Consider the following 17,789-nt stretch of genomic DNA (forward strand, 5'->3'; position numbering starts at 1 on the left):
TTGTACGAGCTTGCCGTAGTGTTTGAATTCATCGCGAGGTTGCTTCCCCCCACCCCGACCCTCCCTACTACACGTAGGGGAGGGAGCAATAGGCGGCAATTGCGAGGCCGATTCGCTTTATTCCGTCCCGATCGACAACGTCAAACCCAATTCCGCCATCGGCGTGATTTCCTGCTCCAGGTCCGCCTGGGTCAGCGGATGCTGTTCCACCCACGCTGCGGGCAGACGCAAGCCGAGGCGTTGCGCGCTGGCGGCCAGGCGCATGGGCGGTAGCGATTCGGGACGGCGCGCGCGGCGGAACAGCACGGCCAGGCGCAGCAGGGCGGTGATGTATTTGGCGAGTTGGCGGTAGCGCTGCGGCAACGAGGAGAACGCGGCCTTGTCCGGCTTGCGCCGATGCGCCTGCACCACCGCGGCGAGCAGGTGCTGCTCCTGCTTGGAGAAGCCGGCGAGGTCCGCATTGCGCAGGATGTACGCGCCATGCTGGTGATGTTGGCTGTGCGCGATGGCCAGCCCGATCTCGTGCACTCGCGCGGACCATGACAGCCATTCGCGCGCCTCGGCATCCAGTTTCCAGGCTGGCGCCACCTGGTCGAACAGCATCAGCGCGGTGGATTCCACGCGGCGCGCCTGCGCGCGATCCACGCCGTAGCGGTTGGCCAGGGCGTCGATGCTGGCGGTGCGCGGATCGGTGCCGCCGGCGCGGCCGATCAGGTCCCACAGCAAGCCTTCGCGCATCGAGCTTTCGCACACTTGCAGGCGCTCGATGCCGAGCGCGGCGAAGGCCGCTTCGAAGATCACCACCGCGCCGGCGAACACCGGCGCGCGTTCTTCGCCCAGGCCGGGCAGCTTCAGCGCACCGATCTGGCCCTGGTCGAGCACGGTATCGCGTAGCGTGGCCAGCGAGGCGGGCGTCACGCCGTGATCGGACAGCTTCATGGCCTGCACCACCGCACCGATCGCCTTGGCGCTGCCGGAGGAGCCGAAGGCTTCGGTCCAGCCGGCTTCGAGGTATTCCTCGGAGAACTGCTGCAGCAGCACGCCGATTTCGCCGCGCGCCCGCTGCCAGCGCTTGCGCGTGAGCTTGCCGGCGGGAAAGAAGCGCTGCGTGGTGGCGATGCAGCCGACTTGCACGCTTTCGGTATGCAGCGGCGCCAGCCCGCGACCGATGATGAATTCGGTGCTGCCGCCGCCGATGTCGATCACCAGCCGCGGCTCGCGCGACGTCGGCAGATCATGTGAGACACCAAGGAAGATCAGGCGACCTTCCTCGCGGCCGGACACCACTTCCACAGGATTGCCGAGTGCCGCTTCCGCCGCAGTGAGGAATGCCTGCGGCGAAGCAAGGCGGCGCACGGTATTGGTAGCCACGGCGCGCACGCGGGCGGAGGGAATGCCGGCGATGCGCTGGCCGAAGCGGGCCAGGCAATTCAGCGCACGCGCGCGATGCTCGGCATCCAGCGTACCGTCGGCACGGAGGCCGGCCGCCATGCGCACGGTTTCGCGCAGGCGATCGATCACGCGCGGCTCGCCATGCTCCATGCGTGCGACGACCATGTGAAAACTGTTTGAGCCAATGTCGACGGCGGCCATCAGCTCGCCGTCCTTGATCTGCATCTGGTCACCGAGGCTCACGCGGGACTCCTGGTTCGTATCGCGGCCAATTCTCGCATGTTCGAATCATGCGAAACACCGTGGGTTGGGCCGAGGCGCAGCCGAAACCCAACATCGTCATGCCACATCTGGATGTTGGGGTTTGCACCCCAACCTACGATCTGCGCGTCGTAGGCTGGGGTGCGAACCCCAGCGTCGCATTGCCAAATCTACCCTTCTTCGCGCAGCTTGGTGGGCAGCGGCGAACGCGCCGATGCCGTCACCGCCGCATTGCACAGCTTCGCCAGCAGCGTGTCCTGCGCCGAATGCGGCGGGTCCTCGCCGGGCGTGGCGCGAGTGTAATGACCGTCGCTTTCCAGCAGCCAGGCCTGGGTGTTGTCGGCAAGATAATTGGCCAGTGTTTCCTCGTACACGCGTGCGGCCAGTTGCGGGTCGAGAATGGGAAAGGCCACCTCGATGCGGCGCATCAGGTTGCGCTCCATCCAGTCCGCGCTGGCGCAGTAGATTTCCGGCGTGCCGTCGTTGGCGAACCAGTACACGCGGCTGTGTTCGAGAAAGCGCCCTACGATCGAGCGCACGCGGATGCGTTCGGAAACGCCTGGCAATCCCGGCCGCAAGGTGCAGGCGCCGCGCACGATCAGGTCGATTTCAACGCCCGCCTGCGCCGCGGCGTACAGCGCTTCGATCACGTGCGATTCGTTCATCGCGTTGAGCTTGGCGACGATGCGCGCCGGCTTGCCGTCGCGGGCGTGCGCGGTTTCGCGCTCGATCTTTTCCACCACGCTCTTGTACAGCGTGAAGGGCGAGTGCAGCAGGCGCTTCAAGTTGATTACCGGCCCCAATCCGGAGAGCTGCTGGAAGATCTTGTGCAGGTCTTCGCCGATTTCCGGGTTGGCCGTCATCAGGCCGATGTCGGTATAGAGGCGGCTGTTGGTCTGGTGGTAATTGCCGGTGGACAGGTGCACGTAGCGTCGCAGATGACCGTCCTCGCGCCGCACGATCAGCATCATCTTGGCGTGCGTCTTGAAGCCCACCACGCCGTACACCACCTGCACGCCGGCTTCCTGCAGGCGCGTGGCGAAGCGGATGTTGGCCTCCTCGTCGAAGCGCGCGCGCAGCTCGATCACCACGGTGACGTCCTTGCCGGTGCGCGCCGCCTCCACCAAGAGATCCACCAGTGGCGTGTCCTTGCCGGCACGGTACAGGGTCTGCTTGATCGCCAGCACGTCCGGATCCTGCACCGCTTCGCGCAGCAGGTCGACCACGGCGTTGAACGATTCGTAAGGGTGATGCAGCAGGATGTCGCGCTGGCCGAGCACGTCGAAAATCTTGCGCCCGGTGCTGAGCGCCGCCGGCAGGGCGGAGGTGAAGCGCGGAAATTTCAGCGCGGGGCGATCGAGATCGTCATAGACCAGGCCGGCGCGGATGATGTTGACCGGGCCGTGGCAGCGGTAGACGTCGGTTTCTTCCAGTTCGAAATTGCTGATCAGCATCGACACGATCGACTGCGGACAGTCGGCGCCGATCTCCAGGCGCACCGGACGCGCATAGCCGCGGCCATGCAGTTCTTCCGCCAGCGCGCGGGCAAGATTTTCGACTTCTTCTTCCTCGACGATCAGCTCGCTATTGCGCGTGACGCGGAACTGGTACGAGCCGGCCACTTTGAAGCCGGGGAACATCATATCGACGAAGGCCTGCAGCAGCTCGGCCAGGAACACGTAGTGATCGCCTGACCCGCTCACCTCGTTGGGAACGCGGATGATGCGAGGCAGCGAGCGCGGTGCGCGCACCAGCGCCATATGGCCTTCGTGGCCGAACGCGTCGCGGCCTTGCAGCACCACCGCGATGTTCAAGGTCTTGTTGAGGATGCGCGGGAACGGATGGGCGGGGTCCAGCCCCAGTGGCGAGAGCACCGGCAGCACTTCGTTCTCGAAGTAGCCGTGCAGCCAGCGGCGCTGGCGCGGCGTCCACTGCTTGCGGGTAAGGAAGTGGATGTCCTCGGCGGCGAGCGCAGGCCCGAGTTCCTCCTGCCAGGTGGTGTACTGCGCGCTGACCAGGTCCAGCACGCGTTCGCGGATGCGCGCCAGCAACTCGCCCGACAGCATTCCGTCGGGGCCGGGCGCGGCGGAGCCGAACTGGTGGTGATGCTTGAGCATGGCCACGCGCACCTCGAAGAATTCGTCGAGGTTGTTCGCCACGATGCTCAAGTAACGCAGGCGTTCCAGCAACGGCATGCTGGTGTCACGCGCTTGCGCCAGCACCCGGAAGTTGAATTCAAGCGTGGCCAGCTCGCGGCTCAGGAACAGCTCGGGCTGGGAGGTTTCGCTCTGGACGGCAGGTTGGGTGGCTTGGCGGCGTGGCATTCGCACATTCTTACTCATGCGCGGGGGCAGCGCCTATGCGTGTGTCACGCGGCGTTCAATGTTTTGTAATGCGACGCACGGCGAGGCGACAAGCACGTAGGTTGGGGTGCAAACCCCAACCGGCATGCTAAGCATCCCAATATTGGGGTTTGCACCCCAACCTACGTCATTCTGGTTTGGAATCGTGCACTTCCGGCGCCATCAGCCGCTCGCGGCCGAAGCAGCAGGTGAAGGTGGAGCCCTGGCCGGGCGTGCTGCGGATATCCAGGCGCGCCTGATGCAGGCCCAGCACGTGCTTGACGATCGACAACCCCAGGCCGGTGCCGCCGCTGTCACGCGAGCGGCTGGACGATACGCGGTAGAAGCGTTCGGTCAGGCGCGACAGGTGATCGGCCGGAATGCCGTAGCCGGTGTCGGTCACCGAATAATTGGCGCCGTCGGCGGTGCGTTCCCAGCGGATGGTGATGCGCCCGCCGGTGGGCGTGTAGCGCACCGCGTTGCTGACCAGGTTGGACAGCGCGCTGTGCAGATCCTTGGGCGAGCCGAGCAGGTCGATGTTGGCGACGTTTTCCACCGTGACGGTATGGCGGCCCTGGCTCAGCGCTTCGGCTTCCTTGCGCAAGGTGGCCAAGAGCGGCGCCATCTGCACGCGCTCTTCGCTGACGTGGTCCTGCGTTTCCAGGCGCGACAGCGTGAGCAGGTCTTCCACGATCTGGCCCATGCGCTTGGATTGCGCGCGCATTTCGCTCAGCACCGGCGCCAGATGCGGCACGTCTTCCGGATCGAGCAGTTCGAGATAACCGTGGATCACGGTGAGCGGCGTGCGCAGCTCATGCGAGACGTTGGCGACGAAGTCGCGGCGAATCTGCTCCAGCCGCGACATGTGGCTGATGTCGCGCGCCAGCAGCAGGCGCTGGCGCTGGCCGAACGGCAGCAAAGTGACGTTGATGTGGCGGCTGGGCGCGCCAGGTGCGCTCACATCGTTCAGCGGCTCGGGTGAGGGTTCTTCCAGCCAGCCGGCCAATTCGGAGTTGTGCAGTTTTTCCTTCAGCACCACGCCGCGGTCCTGTGGGCGGCGCAGGCCGAGCAGGCTTTCGGCGGCGTGGTTGAACCAGCGCACGTGCTGGTCCTGGTCGAGCAGCACGATCGCGTCCGGCAGGCTGCCCGCGGCACGGCGTAGATCATGCAGGTTGGCGGCTAGGCGTCGGGAGCGCATCATGAATCGGTCGTGCCGGGGGTCGGAGGAAATCTCGCCCGGCGTTGTGGTCGGTAAGCTCATGATGGGCTTAGCAATGTGACGCAAATGCGTCAGCAGCAAGACAATCTCCGCTATCGCGACGAGCGCCACGCCAGTCGCCACGTGGCCATGCGCCAACCAGCCGCCGACGCCGCCCGCGAGCAGCCCTGCCGCGAGGGCAAGAGGGAGTTTCCAGGCGCTTTGCGCTGCTGGCATGAGGCTCACCGGCAATCGAGGAGCGCGAATCGTAACCGGTGAAGCGGGGGAAGCCGCGGTGTTTTTGCGATTCCCGACTCCCGATTCACGATTGACGCCTCAAGTGCTGGCCGAGAACCGATAACCCGCGCCGCGCACCGTCTGCACCATGTCCTCGAGCTTCCATGGCTCGAGCGTCTTGCGCAGGCGGCGGATGTGCACGTCCACGGTGCGCTCTTCCACATACACGCTGCCGCCCCACACGTGATCGAGCAGTTGCGCGCGCGAGTAGACGCGTTCCGGATGGGTCATGAAGAAGTACAGCAGGCGGTATTCGGTGGGGCCGATCGGCACCGGTTCGTCGCCGGCGAATACGCGATGCGCGGGACCGTCGATGCGCAGCCGGCCCAGTTCCACCATGCCGGAACCATCGTCGCCCTGGCTGCGGCGCAGCACCGCCTTGATGCGAGCGATCAGCTCGCGGGTGGAGAAGGGCTTGACCACGTAGTCGTCCACGCCGGCTTCCAGGCCGTTGACGCGATCCATTTCCTCGCCGCGAGCGGTGAGCATGATGATCGGTATCTCGCGGCTGAGCTCTTCCTTGCGCAGGCGGCGGGCCAGGTCCAGGCCGCTGGTGCCGGGCAGCATCCAGTCGAGCAGGATCAGGTCGGGCACCTGTTCGGCGATCGACATCTGCGCCGTGCGCGCATCGGCGGCTTGTGAGGTGTCCATTCCGGCCTTGCGCAGGGCGAAAGCGACCATGTCGCGGATGGAAGCTTCGTCTTCAACAATCAGGATGCGTTTGTGCACGCGAAGGTCCGGTTGGGTGGCCTATGACGCAAATATTGCAGCGGTCAAATGTTACGCGGCAATGACAGTGCGCGAAAAAGCTACGCAGGGAAGGAATGCAGGATGACCGGAATCCCGCAGAAGGCGAACCGTAGGCTGGGATGAAATCCCAGCACGATCATACATATAAGCCGGGATTTCATCCCAGGCTGGGTTATTTCTCGGCGCTGAAACAAAGCCGTCCGCTGCAGCCAGGCCCGAACTGCTGCTGCGTCTGGCTGGTGCCATCCGGGTTGTCATCGGTGGCCACGCGGCGCTTGCGCAGTTCCAGCACCAACGGGGTGAGGTCGGCGATGTGGGCCTGGATGCGGGCGCGGGCGTAGTAGTCCAGATCGTTGCGCTTGAGCAGGGTTTTCAATTGCTCCATCGCATCGAACGGTCGACCCGAGAGAAAACTGGCCTGGGCGTAAGCCTCGCCGGCGCGGACCGCCTCGCCGGCCCGTTCGCTGGCGCGGGCATAAGCGGTGAACAGGCCCGGTTCGTCGGTGTCTTCCAGCATCGGCCGCAGCATGCTGGCGGCCTGCTCGGCCTGCGCCTTGCTGCCGCCCTGGATCAGCGCGTTGGCGTAGGCCAGGCCGATGGCCTTGTTGCGCGGAGATTCGGTGTTGAGCGCGGCGTAGAGTTCCAGTGCCGCGGCGCGCTGGCCGTCCTGCAGGTGCGCATCGGCCATGGCCAGGCGCAGCACCAGGCTGTCCGGGTGCTTGGCCAGCAGCGGCTGCAACTGAGCGATGGCCTTGCCGCCCTGGCCGCTGCGGGTCAGGGCGAGTGCGTAGCCGTAGCGGTTTTCCGGCGTGTCGTAGCGGCCGTCCTGGCGGCCAAGCAAGCCGGCGTAATAGTTGCTCATGCGGTACGCATCGTCGGACAGCACGCGCACACGCTCGCGCATCAGCAGATAGATGCTGAGATCCTTGCCGGCGCTGCCCGAGGCGAGCAGCGAGGTCGGGTCTTTCACGTAGGCGATCGGCGCCGTCTGCTGCGCCCAGCGCTCCTTGTCCAGCAGGTTGCCCTTCGGTTGCAGTTTCTGCGCAGCGATCAATGAGCCGGCGCGCGCTTTCGCATCGCTGATGCGCTGGGAGGTAACCGGGTGATCCAGCAGCAGGGAAGGCACGTCGATGCCGCCGGCGTCGGCGCTCATTTCGTCTTCCATGCGCTGGAAAAAGCCGGCCATGGCGTTGGGGTCGTAGCCGGACTTGGCGAGTGTCTCGATGCCGGTGCGGTCGGCTTCGGCTTCGTCCTTGCGGGTGAAGTTGATCTGCTTCTGCATCAGCACGCCCTGGCCGCCCAAGAGGGTGGCCGCGGCGGCCTGGCCACCGGCGGCGCCGCCCGCGGCGATGGCGCCGAGCGCGACCAATGCCAGCAGCGGCGTGTCCTTCTTCGCCGCTTCGTAGGCGCGCTGCAGGTGGTTCTGGGTGATATGGCCGATTTCGTGCGCCATCACCGCGGCCAGTTCGTCCTCGCTGCGCGTGATGACGATCAGGCCGGAATTCATGCCGATATAGCCGCCGGGCGCGGAGAAAGCGTTGATCACCGGATCCTTGGCGATGAAGAACGCGAAGTGGTCCTTCGGCCGGGCCGAGTTGGCGACCAGGCGGAAGCCCAGATTGTTGATGTAGTCGTCCAGCAATGGGTCGTCCACCACCATGTCCAGCGCGCGCATCTGCTGCAGCATCATGGCGCCGTAATCCTGCGCTTCCTGCGGGGAAATCAGCGCGTTGGCCGAGCTGCCCAGGTCAGGCAGGCGGATGTCGTCGGTGCGATCCTGGGCGCCGGCGGCAAAGGCCACGGCGGCCGAGGCCAGCGCGGTGAGCAGGCGGTGACGGAGATGTCGATGCGGCATGGTCATAGATGAACGACAATAGCACTCAGACCGTTCGCTGATGCGGCAGTTCAGCGTCCGGTGCTTGGTTTCGAACACCGCCACCGCCATTTACGGCGCAAGTCAGTCCGGGAGTTTCTGCGATGCCCAAGATCGAAGTCTATTCCACCGCGGTATGTCCGTACTGCGTGGCCGCGAAGAACCTGTTGAAGGCGAAGGGCCTGACTTGGCAGGAAGTGCGGGTGGACACCGATCCGGCCCAGCGAGACACCATGCTTCAGCGCAGCGGCGGCCGCCGCACCGTGCCGCAGATTTTCATCAACGATCACCACGTGGGCGGCTACGACGACCTGGTCGCCGCTGATCGCAGCGGCAAGCTGGCGCAACTGCTGGAAGCGGCCGCATGAGCGCCGAGAAGGATCGCGTCGCCGAATTCAGCGCATTCCGTCAACGCATGAACGAACGCATCCTGGCCGAAGACAACCAGGTCGTGCGTCGCTTTTTCGCCCTGGACACGCAGACCTACAAAGCCGGCGCGCTGGAGGTGAAAACCAAGGAGATGCTCGGCCTGGTTGCCTCGATGGTGCTGCGTTGCGATGACTGCATCAGCTACCACATCGCGCAGTGCAAGGAAGTGGGCGTGACACGTGACGAGTTCTTCGAAGTGTTCAGTGTGGGACTGGTGGTAGGCGGGTCGATCGTGATTCCGCATTTGCGAAGGGCGGTGGATTTTCTTGATCGGTTGGAAGGCGGCGCAGCAAGCGAGCAGGCGGAAGGCTGCGGCAAGCACGCGTAGTTTGTTCTCACCTCAGACAGTCCCCTCCCCTACGTGTAGTAGGGGAGGGTTAGGGTGGGGTGAAGCAACCTCGCGGTGAGCTTCAGCACACGGCAAGCTCGAGCAACCCCACCCGACCCTCCCCTGCAAGCGGGGGAGGGAGTTTATTTGCACATATCCATTCGAATTGAAGCGATGCTCCATACGAGCATTTGCAACGCCTGCCACTCGTTCCAGGCTATTCGCCGACAAGCCCATCAGGGATAATTGCGCAGTTTTCAGCCAGGCGCCTCCCCCATGCGCGCCGGCCTCCCTGCTTCATTCCCAAGGAGTTTTCCCCATGAGCAAGACCATTGCGGTGATCCCGGGCGATGGCATCGGCCCGGAGATCATGGCCGCCACGCTGCACGTGCTCGACGCGCTCGATTGCGGTCTCACCTACGACACGGTCGAAGCCGGCATGATTGCGCTCGAAAAGCACGGCGACCTGCTGCCCAAGCCCACGCTGGATGCGATCGCCAAGCACAAGGTGGCGCTGAAGGGGCCGCTGACCACGCCGGTGGGCGGTGGCTTCACCTCGATCAACGTCACGCTGCGCCGTCACTTCGATCTCTACGCCAACGTGCGTCCGGCGATCAGCTTTCCCGGCACCAAGGCGCGCTACGACAACATCGACATCATCACGGTGCGCGAGAACACCGAGGGCGCATATCTCTCCGAAGGACAGACGCTGTCCGAAGACGGCGAACTGGCCACCTCGATGATCCGCGTCACACGCAAAGGCTGCGCGCGCATCGTGCGCTACGCGTTCGAGATGGCGGTGAAGAAAGGCCGCAAGAAAGTCACGGCCGTGCACAAGGCCAACATCATCAAGACCGCCTCGGGCCTGTTCCTCAACGTGGCGCGCGAAATCGCCAAGGATTACCCGCAGATCGAGTTCAACGAGATGATCGTGGACAACGCCTGCATGCAACTGGTGATGCGTCCGGAACAGTTCGACGTGATCGTCACCACCAACCTGTTCGGCGACATTCTTTCCGATCTGTGCGCCGGCCTCGTCGGCGGCCTCGGCCTGGCGCCGGGCGACAACATCGGCGAGCACGCGGCGATCTTCGAGGCGGTGCACGGCTCGGCGCCGGACATTGCCGGCAAGGGCGTCGCCAATCCATGCGCGCTGCTGCTGGCCGCGGCCGACATGCTCGATCACCTGGGCCTGGTGGAGAAGGGCACCAAGCTGCGCGAGGCGATTCGCGACACCATGGCGAACGATCGTGACAGCGTCACGCCGGATATCGGCGGCAAGGGCTCGACGCAGAGCTTTGGCGAGGCGATCGCCAAGCGCGTGAAGGCTTGATCCCCTCTGCATCCCCTCTCCTCTTCGGGAGAGGGGAATCTCGCCCAGAACACCCGTAGGTTGGGGTGCCAACCCCAACATCGTCATGCATAGGCATCTCGAGCGTTGGGGTTGGCGCGCCAACCTACATGCGCGTGTTCAACCAAACATGCCGGGCTTGTAATCACCCGCCACGGTATGCGCCGCCAGGTTGATACGATTCCACGCGTTGATGTTGGTCACCAGCAAGGTAAGGTCGACCAGTTCCTTTTCGTTGAACTGGTGGCTGACTTCCTCATACAGCGCATCGGGTACCGAATCCCCCGGCACCAGGCGCGTGAGCGCTTCGGCCCAGGCGAAGGCGGCGCGTTCGCGCTCGCTGTAGAACGGCGCCTCGCGCCAGCCGGCCAGTACGTACAGGCGTTGCTCGGTTTCGCCGGCGGCGCGTGCGTCCTTGCTGTGCATATCCAGGCAGTAGGCGCAGCCGTTGATCTGCGAGACGCGCATCAGCACCAGCTCGATCAATGCCGGCTCCAACGTGCCGGATTTGATGTTTTTGCTCAGCGCCAGCAGCGGTTGCACGGCCTGGAAATGTTTACGCATATCGAAACGGGACATGACGGACTCCTTGGGATGTGCGGCCGGTATTGGCCGTTCAATGCAAGGACGTGGAGCCCGCCGATTTCGTGACTGCTTCGATGCGCGACAGTTTTTCCGGATGGCGAATGGCGTGGATTGCCGTGATGCGCTCGCCCTCGGCCTCCACCCACATCACCGAGCTGAGTTGCTCGCCCGCCCAGATCAGCAGCGCCGGCGCGCCGTTGAGCGTGCTGAGCTGATAGCGCGCGGCGCCGTAGGAGTTGATCGCGATCTGCCGGTACAAGCGGGCCAGGCGATCGGCGCCATGCAGCGGGTGCAGTACCGCGGTGACCACGCCGCCCCCATCGGAAATATGCACCGCGTCTTCGGCGAACAAGGCGCGCAGGGAATCGAGATCGGGCCGCTCCATCGCCTGGATGAAACGCTGCAGCATGCGCTGCTGCGCGGCGCGATCCAGATGAAAGCGCGGGCGCCCTTCGCGCAGCCGCGTCTTGGCGCGATGCACGCGCTGGCGGCAGGCTTCCTCGGTAATGCTAAGGATCGCCGCCGTTTCCGCGTGGCTGTAGTCGAACACTTCCTTGAGCAGGAAGGCCGCGCGTTCTTCCGGGCTGAGCCGCTCGAGCAGCAGCAGGAAGGACAGGCTCAGCGTCTCGGCGCGCTCCAGTTGCTCGGATGGCGCCTCTTCGATCGGTTCCAGCGGTTCGGGCAACCATGGGCCGGGATAGTGCTGGCGCTCCACCTTGGCACGTCGCAGCCGGTCCAGGGCCAGGCGGGTGGTGACGGTGACCAGCCAGGCCTCGGCGTCGTCCACCTCGCCCTTGTCCTGCGCGTGCCAGCGCAGCCAAGCATCGTGCAGCACGTCTTCGGCATCGGCCCGGCTGCCCAGCATGCGATAGGCAAGGCCCAGCAGGCGCGAGTGGTTTTTCTGGAACAGTTCGGTGTGCGCGTCCATGGTCGTCTCCGTAAAGGGGCTTGTGGCCAGGACGCGCAGGTGCGCGAAAACGTGACGCCTCAGTGCACGAACGGCCAGGGCGCCAGGAACACCAGCCAGATGAAGATCAGCATGCCGATGTATTTCACCGTCCGGAACAGCCGCGGGTATTTCTTCTTGAACGCACGGCTGCGCTCGCGGCTGCGCTGGTTGAGCGCGAACATGCGATTGACGAAGCCGGTTTTTTCTTCCGGCGATTCGGTGTTCGGCGAGGCCGTAATCTTGCCCATGAAGGCGCCGACGCGATGGTTGATCGCGCTCATCAGGCGCGTGCGCAGCGGGCGCTCGACGTCGGCGAACAGGATCACGCGCGTCTGGTCGGTCTTGTTTTCCACCCAGTGCACGTAGGTTTCGTCGAACACGATGTCCTTGCCGTCGCCCCAGGCGTGCTCCTCGCCGTCGACGAAGATGCGGCAATCGCGCGAGTTCGGTGTGATCAAACCCAGGTGATAGCGCAAGGAGCCTGCGAACGGATCGCGGTGCGGATTGAGCCTGCTGTTCGGCGCGAGCGTGGCGAACATGGCCGCCTTCACGCTGGGAATCGCGTTGAGCAGCGCCACGGTTTTCGGGCACAGCGTTTCGGCCGAGGCGAGCGGTTCGCCGTACCACTTCAGATAAAAGCGCTTCCAGCCTTGCTTGAAGAAACTGTTGAAGCTGGCGTCGTTGTGTTTTTCGGCGGCGCGGATATGGCCTTCGTCGAACAATTGCAACGCTTCCTCGCGAATGACCTGCCAGTTGTCGCGCAAGAGATCCAGCTGCGGAAAGCCGTTGCGATCGAGAATCGGCCGCGCCGGTACCGCCGAGAAGGCGTACATCAGGAGGTTGTACGGCGCGAACACGGCGGAATGATCGACCAGCTGGCGATCGAAGCGTAGTCGCGAGCGGCCGCGCAGATGCACCAGCAGCACGCACAGCACGAACGCCAGCAGCACGTAGAGGACGATGAAACGGAGGCTGAGGAAATCCATCGTGGAAGCGGCCCGGGTGGCCTGAAGAAATGCCGATGGTCGATTTTACGGCAAATCCCGTTCAGTGACGGAGCACGAATGCCGCACCGGCGCCCGGGCGGTAGCCGTTTTTCAGCGCGCGTTGCACATAGGCGATGGCGCGGCGCACGGCCTGGCGCGGCGTTGAACCGCTGGCCAGTTGCGCGGCGATGGCCGAGGCCAGCGTGCAGCCGGTGCCGTGGCCTTCGCGTGCAAGGCGGGGATGGCGGATGTCCAGCGTACCTTTGGCGTCGAGGTAGCGATCGACCACCTCATGATCGCGTCCATGCCCGCCTTTCAGCAGGACGCTGCGAGCGCCGAGGGCAAGCAAGGCCTTTCCCGCGTCCGCAAGTTGCTTCGAGGTTTTCAATGGGCGTCCTAGCAGGGCTTCGGCTTCCGGCAGGTTGGGCGTCAGCACGTCGGCGAGCGGGATCAGTTCATGGATCAGCGCATCGACCGCATCTTCGTCGAGCAGGCGCGAACCGCTGGTGGCGATCATCACCGGATCGACCACCACCCAGGCCGGTTTGCGCTTGCGCAGTTCCCTGGCGACGAGCCGTACCGTCGCGGCGTTTCCCAGCATGCCGGTTTTTACGGACGCGATCGGGAAATCATCGAACACCGCGTCGAGCTGGCTGCGGATATGCGCAAGCGGAACCGGATGCACGGCCGTGACGTTGCGCGTGTTCTGCGAGGTGATCGCGGCGATGACGGATAGCCCATGCACGCCGTGCGCGTGGAAGGTTTTCAGGTCGGCCTGGATGCCGGCACCACCGCCGGAATCGGAACCGGCGATGGTGAGGGCGATGGGCGGTTGCTTGGAGGATGCCACGCTTTTTTGCTCGTCATTCCGGCGAAGGCCGGAATCCATCTATCTCAGTGCTGGATACAGGTCGATCCAATGAGGATTTTCCTCCTCAATCAACCTGATCTTCCAGTTACGCTTCCAGTTTTTGATAGCCTTTTCGCGAAGTATGGCCGATTCCATGGTTTCATGAAGTTCGAGCCATACGAGCCGATGCACGTCGTATCGGTTGGTGAAACCCTCAACGACGTGATTTTTGTGCTGCCAGACACGCTTGATCAGGTCGCTCGTGACTCCGATGTAAAGCGTGCCTCTTCTGCCGCTGCTTAGGATGTAAACGCAAGGTTGCCGATCCATGGCTAGATTCCAAATGGATCCCGGCCTTCGCCGGGATGACGTTTCGCTTCGAAAGTCATCTCGGCGAAGACCGGGGTCCATCACCGTGATAGGGATTGAGATGCACCGGAATTACAACGCCTCCGACGCAAAATCCGCCAGGCGCGAACGTTCGCCACGCCGCAGCGTGATATGCGCCGAATGCGCCCAATGCTTGAAGCGATCCACCGCATACGTCAAACCCGAGGTGGTTTCCGTAAGGTACGGCGTATCGATCTGCTCCACATTACCTAGGCACACGATCTTCGTGCCGGGGCCGGCGCGCGTGATCAGCGTCTTCATCTGCTTCGGCGTGAGGTTCTGCGCCTCGTCGATGATGAGATAGCGTGAGAGGAAGGTGCGTCCGCGCATGAAGTTGAGCGAGCGGATCTTGATGCGCGAGGCGAGCAGATCGTTGGTGGCCTGGCGTCCCCAGCTGCCGCCTTCTTCCGGGTTGGCGAGCACTTCGAGATTATCGGTGAGCGCGCCCATCCACGGCGTCATCTTTTCTTCCTCGGTGCCGGGCAGGAAGCCGATGTCTTCGCCGACCGACACGGTGGCGCGCGTCATGATGATTTCGCGATAGCGCTGCTGGTCCATCACCTGCGCCAGGCCGGCGGCGAGCGCGAGCAGCGTCTTGCCGGTACCGGCGGTGCCGAGCAGGGTGACGAAATCGACGTCCGGATCCATCAGCATGTTGAGCGCGAAATTCTGTTCGCGGTTGCGCGCGGCGATGCCCCACACGGCGTGGTTGCTATGGCTGTGGTCATCCATCAGTACCAGCGTGGCGCGCACTTCATCCACGTGCAGTACGCGCAATTCCACGCTGTCGTCGCCGGGCAGGAACAGGCACTGGTTCGGATACCAGTCTTCGTCCTTGCGCCGGTCGAACTTGTAGAAGGTGCGCCCGCGCTCGTTCCACGATTGCACTTCCGGATGGCGATCCCAGAAATCCTCCGGCAATTGCGCCGAGCCGGTGTAGAGCAGGGCAAAATCGTCCAGTGCGCGATCGTTCTCGTAATCCTCCGCATCAATGCCGTAGATCTTGGCCTTGATGCGCAGGTTGATGTCCTTGGTGACCAGGATCACCGAACGACCCGGATTTTCTTCCTTCAGCTCGATGACCGCGGAAAGGATCAGGTTGTCGGCCTTGCCGTGTCCGTTGGTGGTGCGCTGCTGGAAATAAAGCCGCCCAACCGCTGCGCCACGCCGGAGCGAAATGCCTTCAGGGCTTTGCAGTTCCAGGCCATTGCTGATGCCATGACCATTGCCGCGTTCGATCAGTTCATTGAGGAAGCGGCTGACCTGGCGACCGTTGCGCGAAACTTCCGAGGCGCCTTTTTTCTTTTCGTCCAGTTCCTCCAGAACCGTCATCGGAATGAAGATGTCGTGCTCCTCGAAGCGGAACAGCGACGTCGGGTCATGCAACAGCACGTTGGTGTCGAGAGCGTAGATGCGCTTGCTTCCGGTCATACGGAAGAAACCTCGCGAAGTGGGAGGTGGAGGAAACGAAGTACGTTGGCGGGCACGTCGGGCGTAGCGATCACTTGGCAGGTATGGCGTCGAGCACCGCCTGCGCGTGGCCGGGCACTTTCACGCCCCGCCATTCCGCAGCGAGCTTGCCGTCGGGATCGATCAGGAAAGTGCTGCGCACCACGCCGAGATAACGCTTGCCGTACAACACCTTCTCGTGGATTACGTCGAAGGCCTTGCACCAGGTTTCGTCGGAGTCGGACAGCAGCGGAAAGGGCAGCTCCTGCTTGCTGGCGAAGTTGGCGTGGGATTTCACCGAGTCGCGCGAGACGCCGATGATTTCGGCATGGCGCTTCTTGAACTTCGGGTAGAGATCGCGAAAGTCTTTCGCTTCGTTGGTGCACCCGGGGGTGCTGTCCTTGGGGTAGAAGTAGACGACTACCCATTGGCCTTTCAGTGAATCGAGTTTCAGCGTACTGCCGTCGCCGGTGACGCCTTGCAGCTTGGGGACTTTCTTGCCTAGTTCGGGCATGGGCTCTCCGGTAGCCAGTATTGCAACTGCTGGGACGGAGACTAGCGCGTGTTATGTGACGGAAACAGGCTTGTCAGATGACACGGAGCGGAGCATTCTAGAATTTCTCCGGATCCATCGCCGTAGGTTGGGTTAGCGCAGCTTAACCCAACGTTCCAGGGCGGCATTGTTGGGTTCCGCGGCGCTAACCCAACCTACGTGGAAGTCCGCAAAAAAATGGACTTCTAGAATTTCACCGGATCCATGATGGCATCCAGATTCAAGCCATCGCAGAACTCCAGGAAATCGTCGCGCAAGGCGGCGATGTGCAATTTGTCCGGCACCCCGATCGTGAACTGCGCCTGGAACATCGCCGCGCCCGTCTGCATGGCCTGGTAGCGCATGGAGCTGAGCTGCTCCACGCTGATGTCGTGGCGGCTGAAGAAATCCACGATCTTCACCAGGATGCCGGGGCGATCCGACGAGACCACTTCCACCAGGTAGGGCAGCAGATGACCGCTGGGCTCGCGCGGGCTGGTGCGGTAATGCGTAAGGCGCAGTTCCTCTTCGCGTGCCAGCTTGGCCAGTGCGGTTTCCAGCTTGGCCACCGCGTCCCACGCGCCGCTGGCGAGCAGGGTGAGGGAGGTGTCCGCGCCGATGGTCGAGACGCGTGCATCGGAAAGATTGCAGCCGGCATCGGCGATGCGCTTGGCCAGTGCGAGCAGCGGCGTACGCGTGGCCGGCGTCAGCGTCTGGATCAGCAGTTGGTGGTCGTTGCTGGATCGCGCGGAAAAAGGGTTGGTGGACATGGATGGCAAGCGACCCCGCGTCGTGCGGGATGACGACGAACGATACGCCAGCTTACTTGCCCGTCCCGCGAGGCCGCAAGTAAGATGCTGAGCTTGGTTTTGTGCGGATAGCCCCATGAAGATTCACGGCAGCGTCTGCGCCCTGGTTACTCCATTCGGCTCGGATGGGGCGCTCGATCTGGCGGCTTTCGGCCGCCTGCTCGACTTCCAGATCGCGGGCGGCACCCAGGCGGTGGTCGTCGCCGGTTCCACCGGCGAAGCCCATATGCTCGAACACGACGAATACGATCGCCTGCTCGCCTTCGCGGTGGAGCATGTCGCCGGCCGTATTCCGGTGATCGCCGGCACCGGCGAGGCCGGCACCGCCAAAACCGTCGCCATCACCCAACGCGCCCGCAGCCTGGGCGCGGATGCCGCGCTGGTGGTCACGCCCTATTACGTACGCCCCACGCAGGAAGGCCTGCGCCGGCATTTCCTGGAAGTGGCCGAGCATGGCGGCCTGCCGGTCATTCTCTACAACGTACCCAGCCGCACCGGCTGCGATCTCTTGCCCGAGACCACGGCGATACTGCGCGAGCACGACGCCATCGTCGGCATCAAGGAAGCGCGCGGCGACGCGGAACGCATCCGGCGCACGGCGGAACTTGTGCGCTCGGATTTCGTCTATCTGTCCGGCGACGACGCCAGCGGGGCGCAAGCCATGCTGGCCGGCGCCGCCGGCGTCATTTCGGTGGTGGCCAACCTGGCGCCCAGGGCTTTCCGTGCATTGTGCGATGCGGCTGTAGCGGGCGATCGTGCCGCCACGGCACGTTGCGATGCCGCGCTCGAACCGCTGGTGCAGGCGCTCAATTGCGCGCCCAACCCGATTGCGGTGAAAGCCGGTTTGCCGGACCTGGGACTGGGCACGGCGCTGCCGCGGCTGCCATTGGTGGAACTGGAACAGGGGCCGGCACGCGAACAGCTACGCAAGGCCTTGGCGACTCTGGCATCCTTGGCGGATGCCGCCTGAATTCAAGGCCGGTCGCCTGCTCGACTCAACTTCGGAACACAACGGACA

The 17,789-nt window shown here is 63.9% G+C and carries 17 protein-coding genes; 4 read left to right on the forward strand and 13 right to left on the reverse strand.

Annotation, left to right across the window (positions count from 1 at the left end):
- Nucleotides 1-117: 117 nt before the first annotated feature.
- From ACTHNE_RS08725 to ACTHNE_RS08745, 5 genes are all read right to left on the reverse strand, one after another.
- Nucleotides 118-1,617: a Ppx/GppA phosphatase family protein gene (locus tag ACTHNE_RS08725; RefSeq protein ID WP_440269080.1), complete on the reverse strand. Its 1,500-nt coding sequence runs from the start codon at nt 1,615-1,617 to the stop codon at nt 118-120.
- 206 nt (nt 1,618-1,823) lie between these two features.
- On the reverse strand, nt 1,824-3,977 hold the full coding sequence (ppk1, locus tag ACTHNE_RS08730) for a polyphosphate kinase 1 (RefSeq protein WP_440269036.1): 2,154 nt from the start codon (nt 3,975-3,977) through the stop codon (nt 1,824-1,826).
- A 166-nt stretch (nt 3,978-4,143) separates the two neighbouring features.
- Nucleotides 4,144-5,430, reverse strand: coding sequence for a phosphate regulon sensor histidine kinase PhoR (gene phoR, locus ACTHNE_RS08735; protein ID WP_440269037.1), 1,287 nt, complete (start codon nt 5,428-5,430; stop codon nt 4,144-4,146).
- Between the two features lie 99 nt (nt 5,431-5,529).
- Nucleotides 5,530-6,219 carry a phosphate regulon transcriptional regulator PhoB gene (phoB, locus tag ACTHNE_RS08740; RefSeq protein WP_440269038.1) on the reverse strand — a complete coding sequence of 230 codons (690 nt, stop codon included), beginning with the start codon at nt 6,217-6,219 and terminating at the stop codon, nt 5,530-5,532.
- 193 nt (nt 6,220-6,412) lie between these two features.
- A complete protein-coding gene (locus ACTHNE_RS08745; protein ID WP_440269039.1) occupies nt 6,413-8,095 on the reverse strand; it encodes a M48 family metalloprotease in 1,683 nt (560 codons plus the stop codon).
- A gap of 122 nt (nt 8,096-8,217) precedes the next feature.
- On the opposite strand from ACTHNE_RS08745, the gene grxC reads away from it, so the two are divergent.
- The 3 genes from grxC to ACTHNE_RS08760 all read left to right on the forward strand — a co-directional run bounded on the left by grxC (nt 8,218) and on the right by ACTHNE_RS08760 (nt 10,203).
- Nucleotides 8,218-8,481, forward strand: a complete 264-nt coding sequence (grxC, locus tag ACTHNE_RS08750) for a glutaredoxin 3 (RefSeq protein WP_440269040.1) — start codon at nt 8,218-8,220, stop codon at nt 8,479-8,481.
- Nucleotides 8,478-8,870: a carboxymuconolactone decarboxylase family protein gene (locus ACTHNE_RS08755; protein ID WP_440269041.1), complete on the forward strand. Its 393-nt coding sequence runs from the start codon at nt 8,478-8,480 to the stop codon at nt 8,868-8,870. The genes grxC and ACTHNE_RS08755 overlap by 4 nt, the downstream gene beginning before the upstream one ends.
- A gap of 319 nt (nt 8,871-9,189) precedes the next feature.
- Nucleotides 9,190-10,203 (forward strand): isocitrate dehydrogenase, encoded by a 1,014-nt coding sequence (locus tag ACTHNE_RS08760; RefSeq protein WP_440269042.1) that lies wholly within the window; start codon nt 9,190-9,192, stop codon nt 10,201-10,203.
- Nucleotides 10,204-10,341: 138 nt separating this feature from the next.
- Here the strand turns inward: ACTHNE_RS08760 and ACTHNE_RS08765 are convergent, their stop codons facing one another.
- The 8 genes from ACTHNE_RS08765 to ACTHNE_RS08800 all read right to left on the reverse strand — a co-directional run bounded on the left by ACTHNE_RS08765 (nt 10,342) and on the right by ACTHNE_RS08800 (nt 16,732).
- Nucleotides 10,342-10,800 (reverse strand): carboxymuconolactone decarboxylase family protein, encoded by a 459-nt coding sequence (locus ACTHNE_RS08765; protein WP_440269043.1) that lies wholly within the window; start codon nt 10,798-10,800, stop codon nt 10,342-10,344.
- Between the two features lie 37 nt (nt 10,801-10,837).
- Complete coding sequence (gene sigJ / locus ACTHNE_RS08770; RefSeq protein WP_440269044.1) at nt 10,838-11,734, reverse strand: RNA polymerase sigma factor SigJ; 897 nt, start codon at nt 11,732-11,734, stop codon at nt 10,838-10,840.
- A 59-nt stretch (nt 11,735-11,793) separates the two neighbouring features.
- Complete coding sequence (locus ACTHNE_RS08775) at nt 11,794-12,717, reverse strand: aspartyl/asparaginyl beta-hydroxylase domain-containing protein (protein ID WP_440269081.1); 924 nt, start codon at nt 12,715-12,717, stop codon at nt 11,794-11,796.
- A gap of 85 nt (nt 12,718-12,802) precedes the next feature.
- A complete protein-coding gene (gene thiD, locus ACTHNE_RS08780) occupies nt 12,803-13,591 on the reverse strand; it encodes a bifunctional hydroxymethylpyrimidine kinase/phosphomethylpyrimidine kinase (RefSeq protein WP_440269045.1) in 789 nt (262 codons plus the stop codon).
- Between the two features lie 39 nt (nt 13,592-13,630).
- A complete protein-coding gene (locus ACTHNE_RS08785; protein ID WP_440269046.1) occupies nt 13,631-13,921 on the reverse strand; it encodes a GIY-YIG nuclease family protein in 291 nt (96 codons plus the stop codon).
- 111 nt (nt 13,922-14,032) lie between these two features.
- Nucleotides 14,033-15,412 (reverse strand): PhoH family protein, encoded by a 1,380-nt coding sequence (locus ACTHNE_RS08790; protein ID WP_440269047.1) that lies wholly within the window; start codon nt 15,410-15,412, stop codon nt 14,033-14,035.
- 70 nt (nt 15,413-15,482) lie between these two features.
- Nucleotides 15,483-15,944 carry a peroxiredoxin gene (locus ACTHNE_RS08795; RefSeq protein ID WP_440269048.1) on the reverse strand — a complete coding sequence of 154 codons (462 nt, stop codon included), beginning with the start codon at nt 15,942-15,944 and terminating at the stop codon, nt 15,483-15,485.
- Between the two features lie 224 nt (nt 15,945-16,168).
- The gene (locus ACTHNE_RS08800) at nt 16,169-16,732 is read right to left on the reverse strand and encodes a glycine cleavage system protein R (RefSeq protein ID WP_440269049.1); all 564 of its coding nucleotides are present in this window, start codon (nt 16,730-16,732) and stop codon (nt 16,169-16,171) included.
- A gap of 115 nt (nt 16,733-16,847) precedes the next feature.
- On the opposite strand from ACTHNE_RS08800, the gene dapA reads away from it, so the two are divergent.
- Nucleotides 16,848-17,741 (forward strand): 4-hydroxy-tetrahydrodipicolinate synthase, encoded by an 894-nt coding sequence (gene dapA / locus ACTHNE_RS08805; protein ID WP_440269050.1) that lies wholly within the window; start codon nt 16,848-16,850, stop codon nt 17,739-17,741.
- The last annotated feature ends 48 nt before the right edge of the window (nt 17,742-17,789 follow it).

It is taken from the genome of Dyella sp. (assembly GCF_051954575.1).
Lineage (GTDB): Bacteria > Pseudomonadota > Gammaproteobacteria > Xanthomonadales > Rhodanobacteraceae > Dyella_B.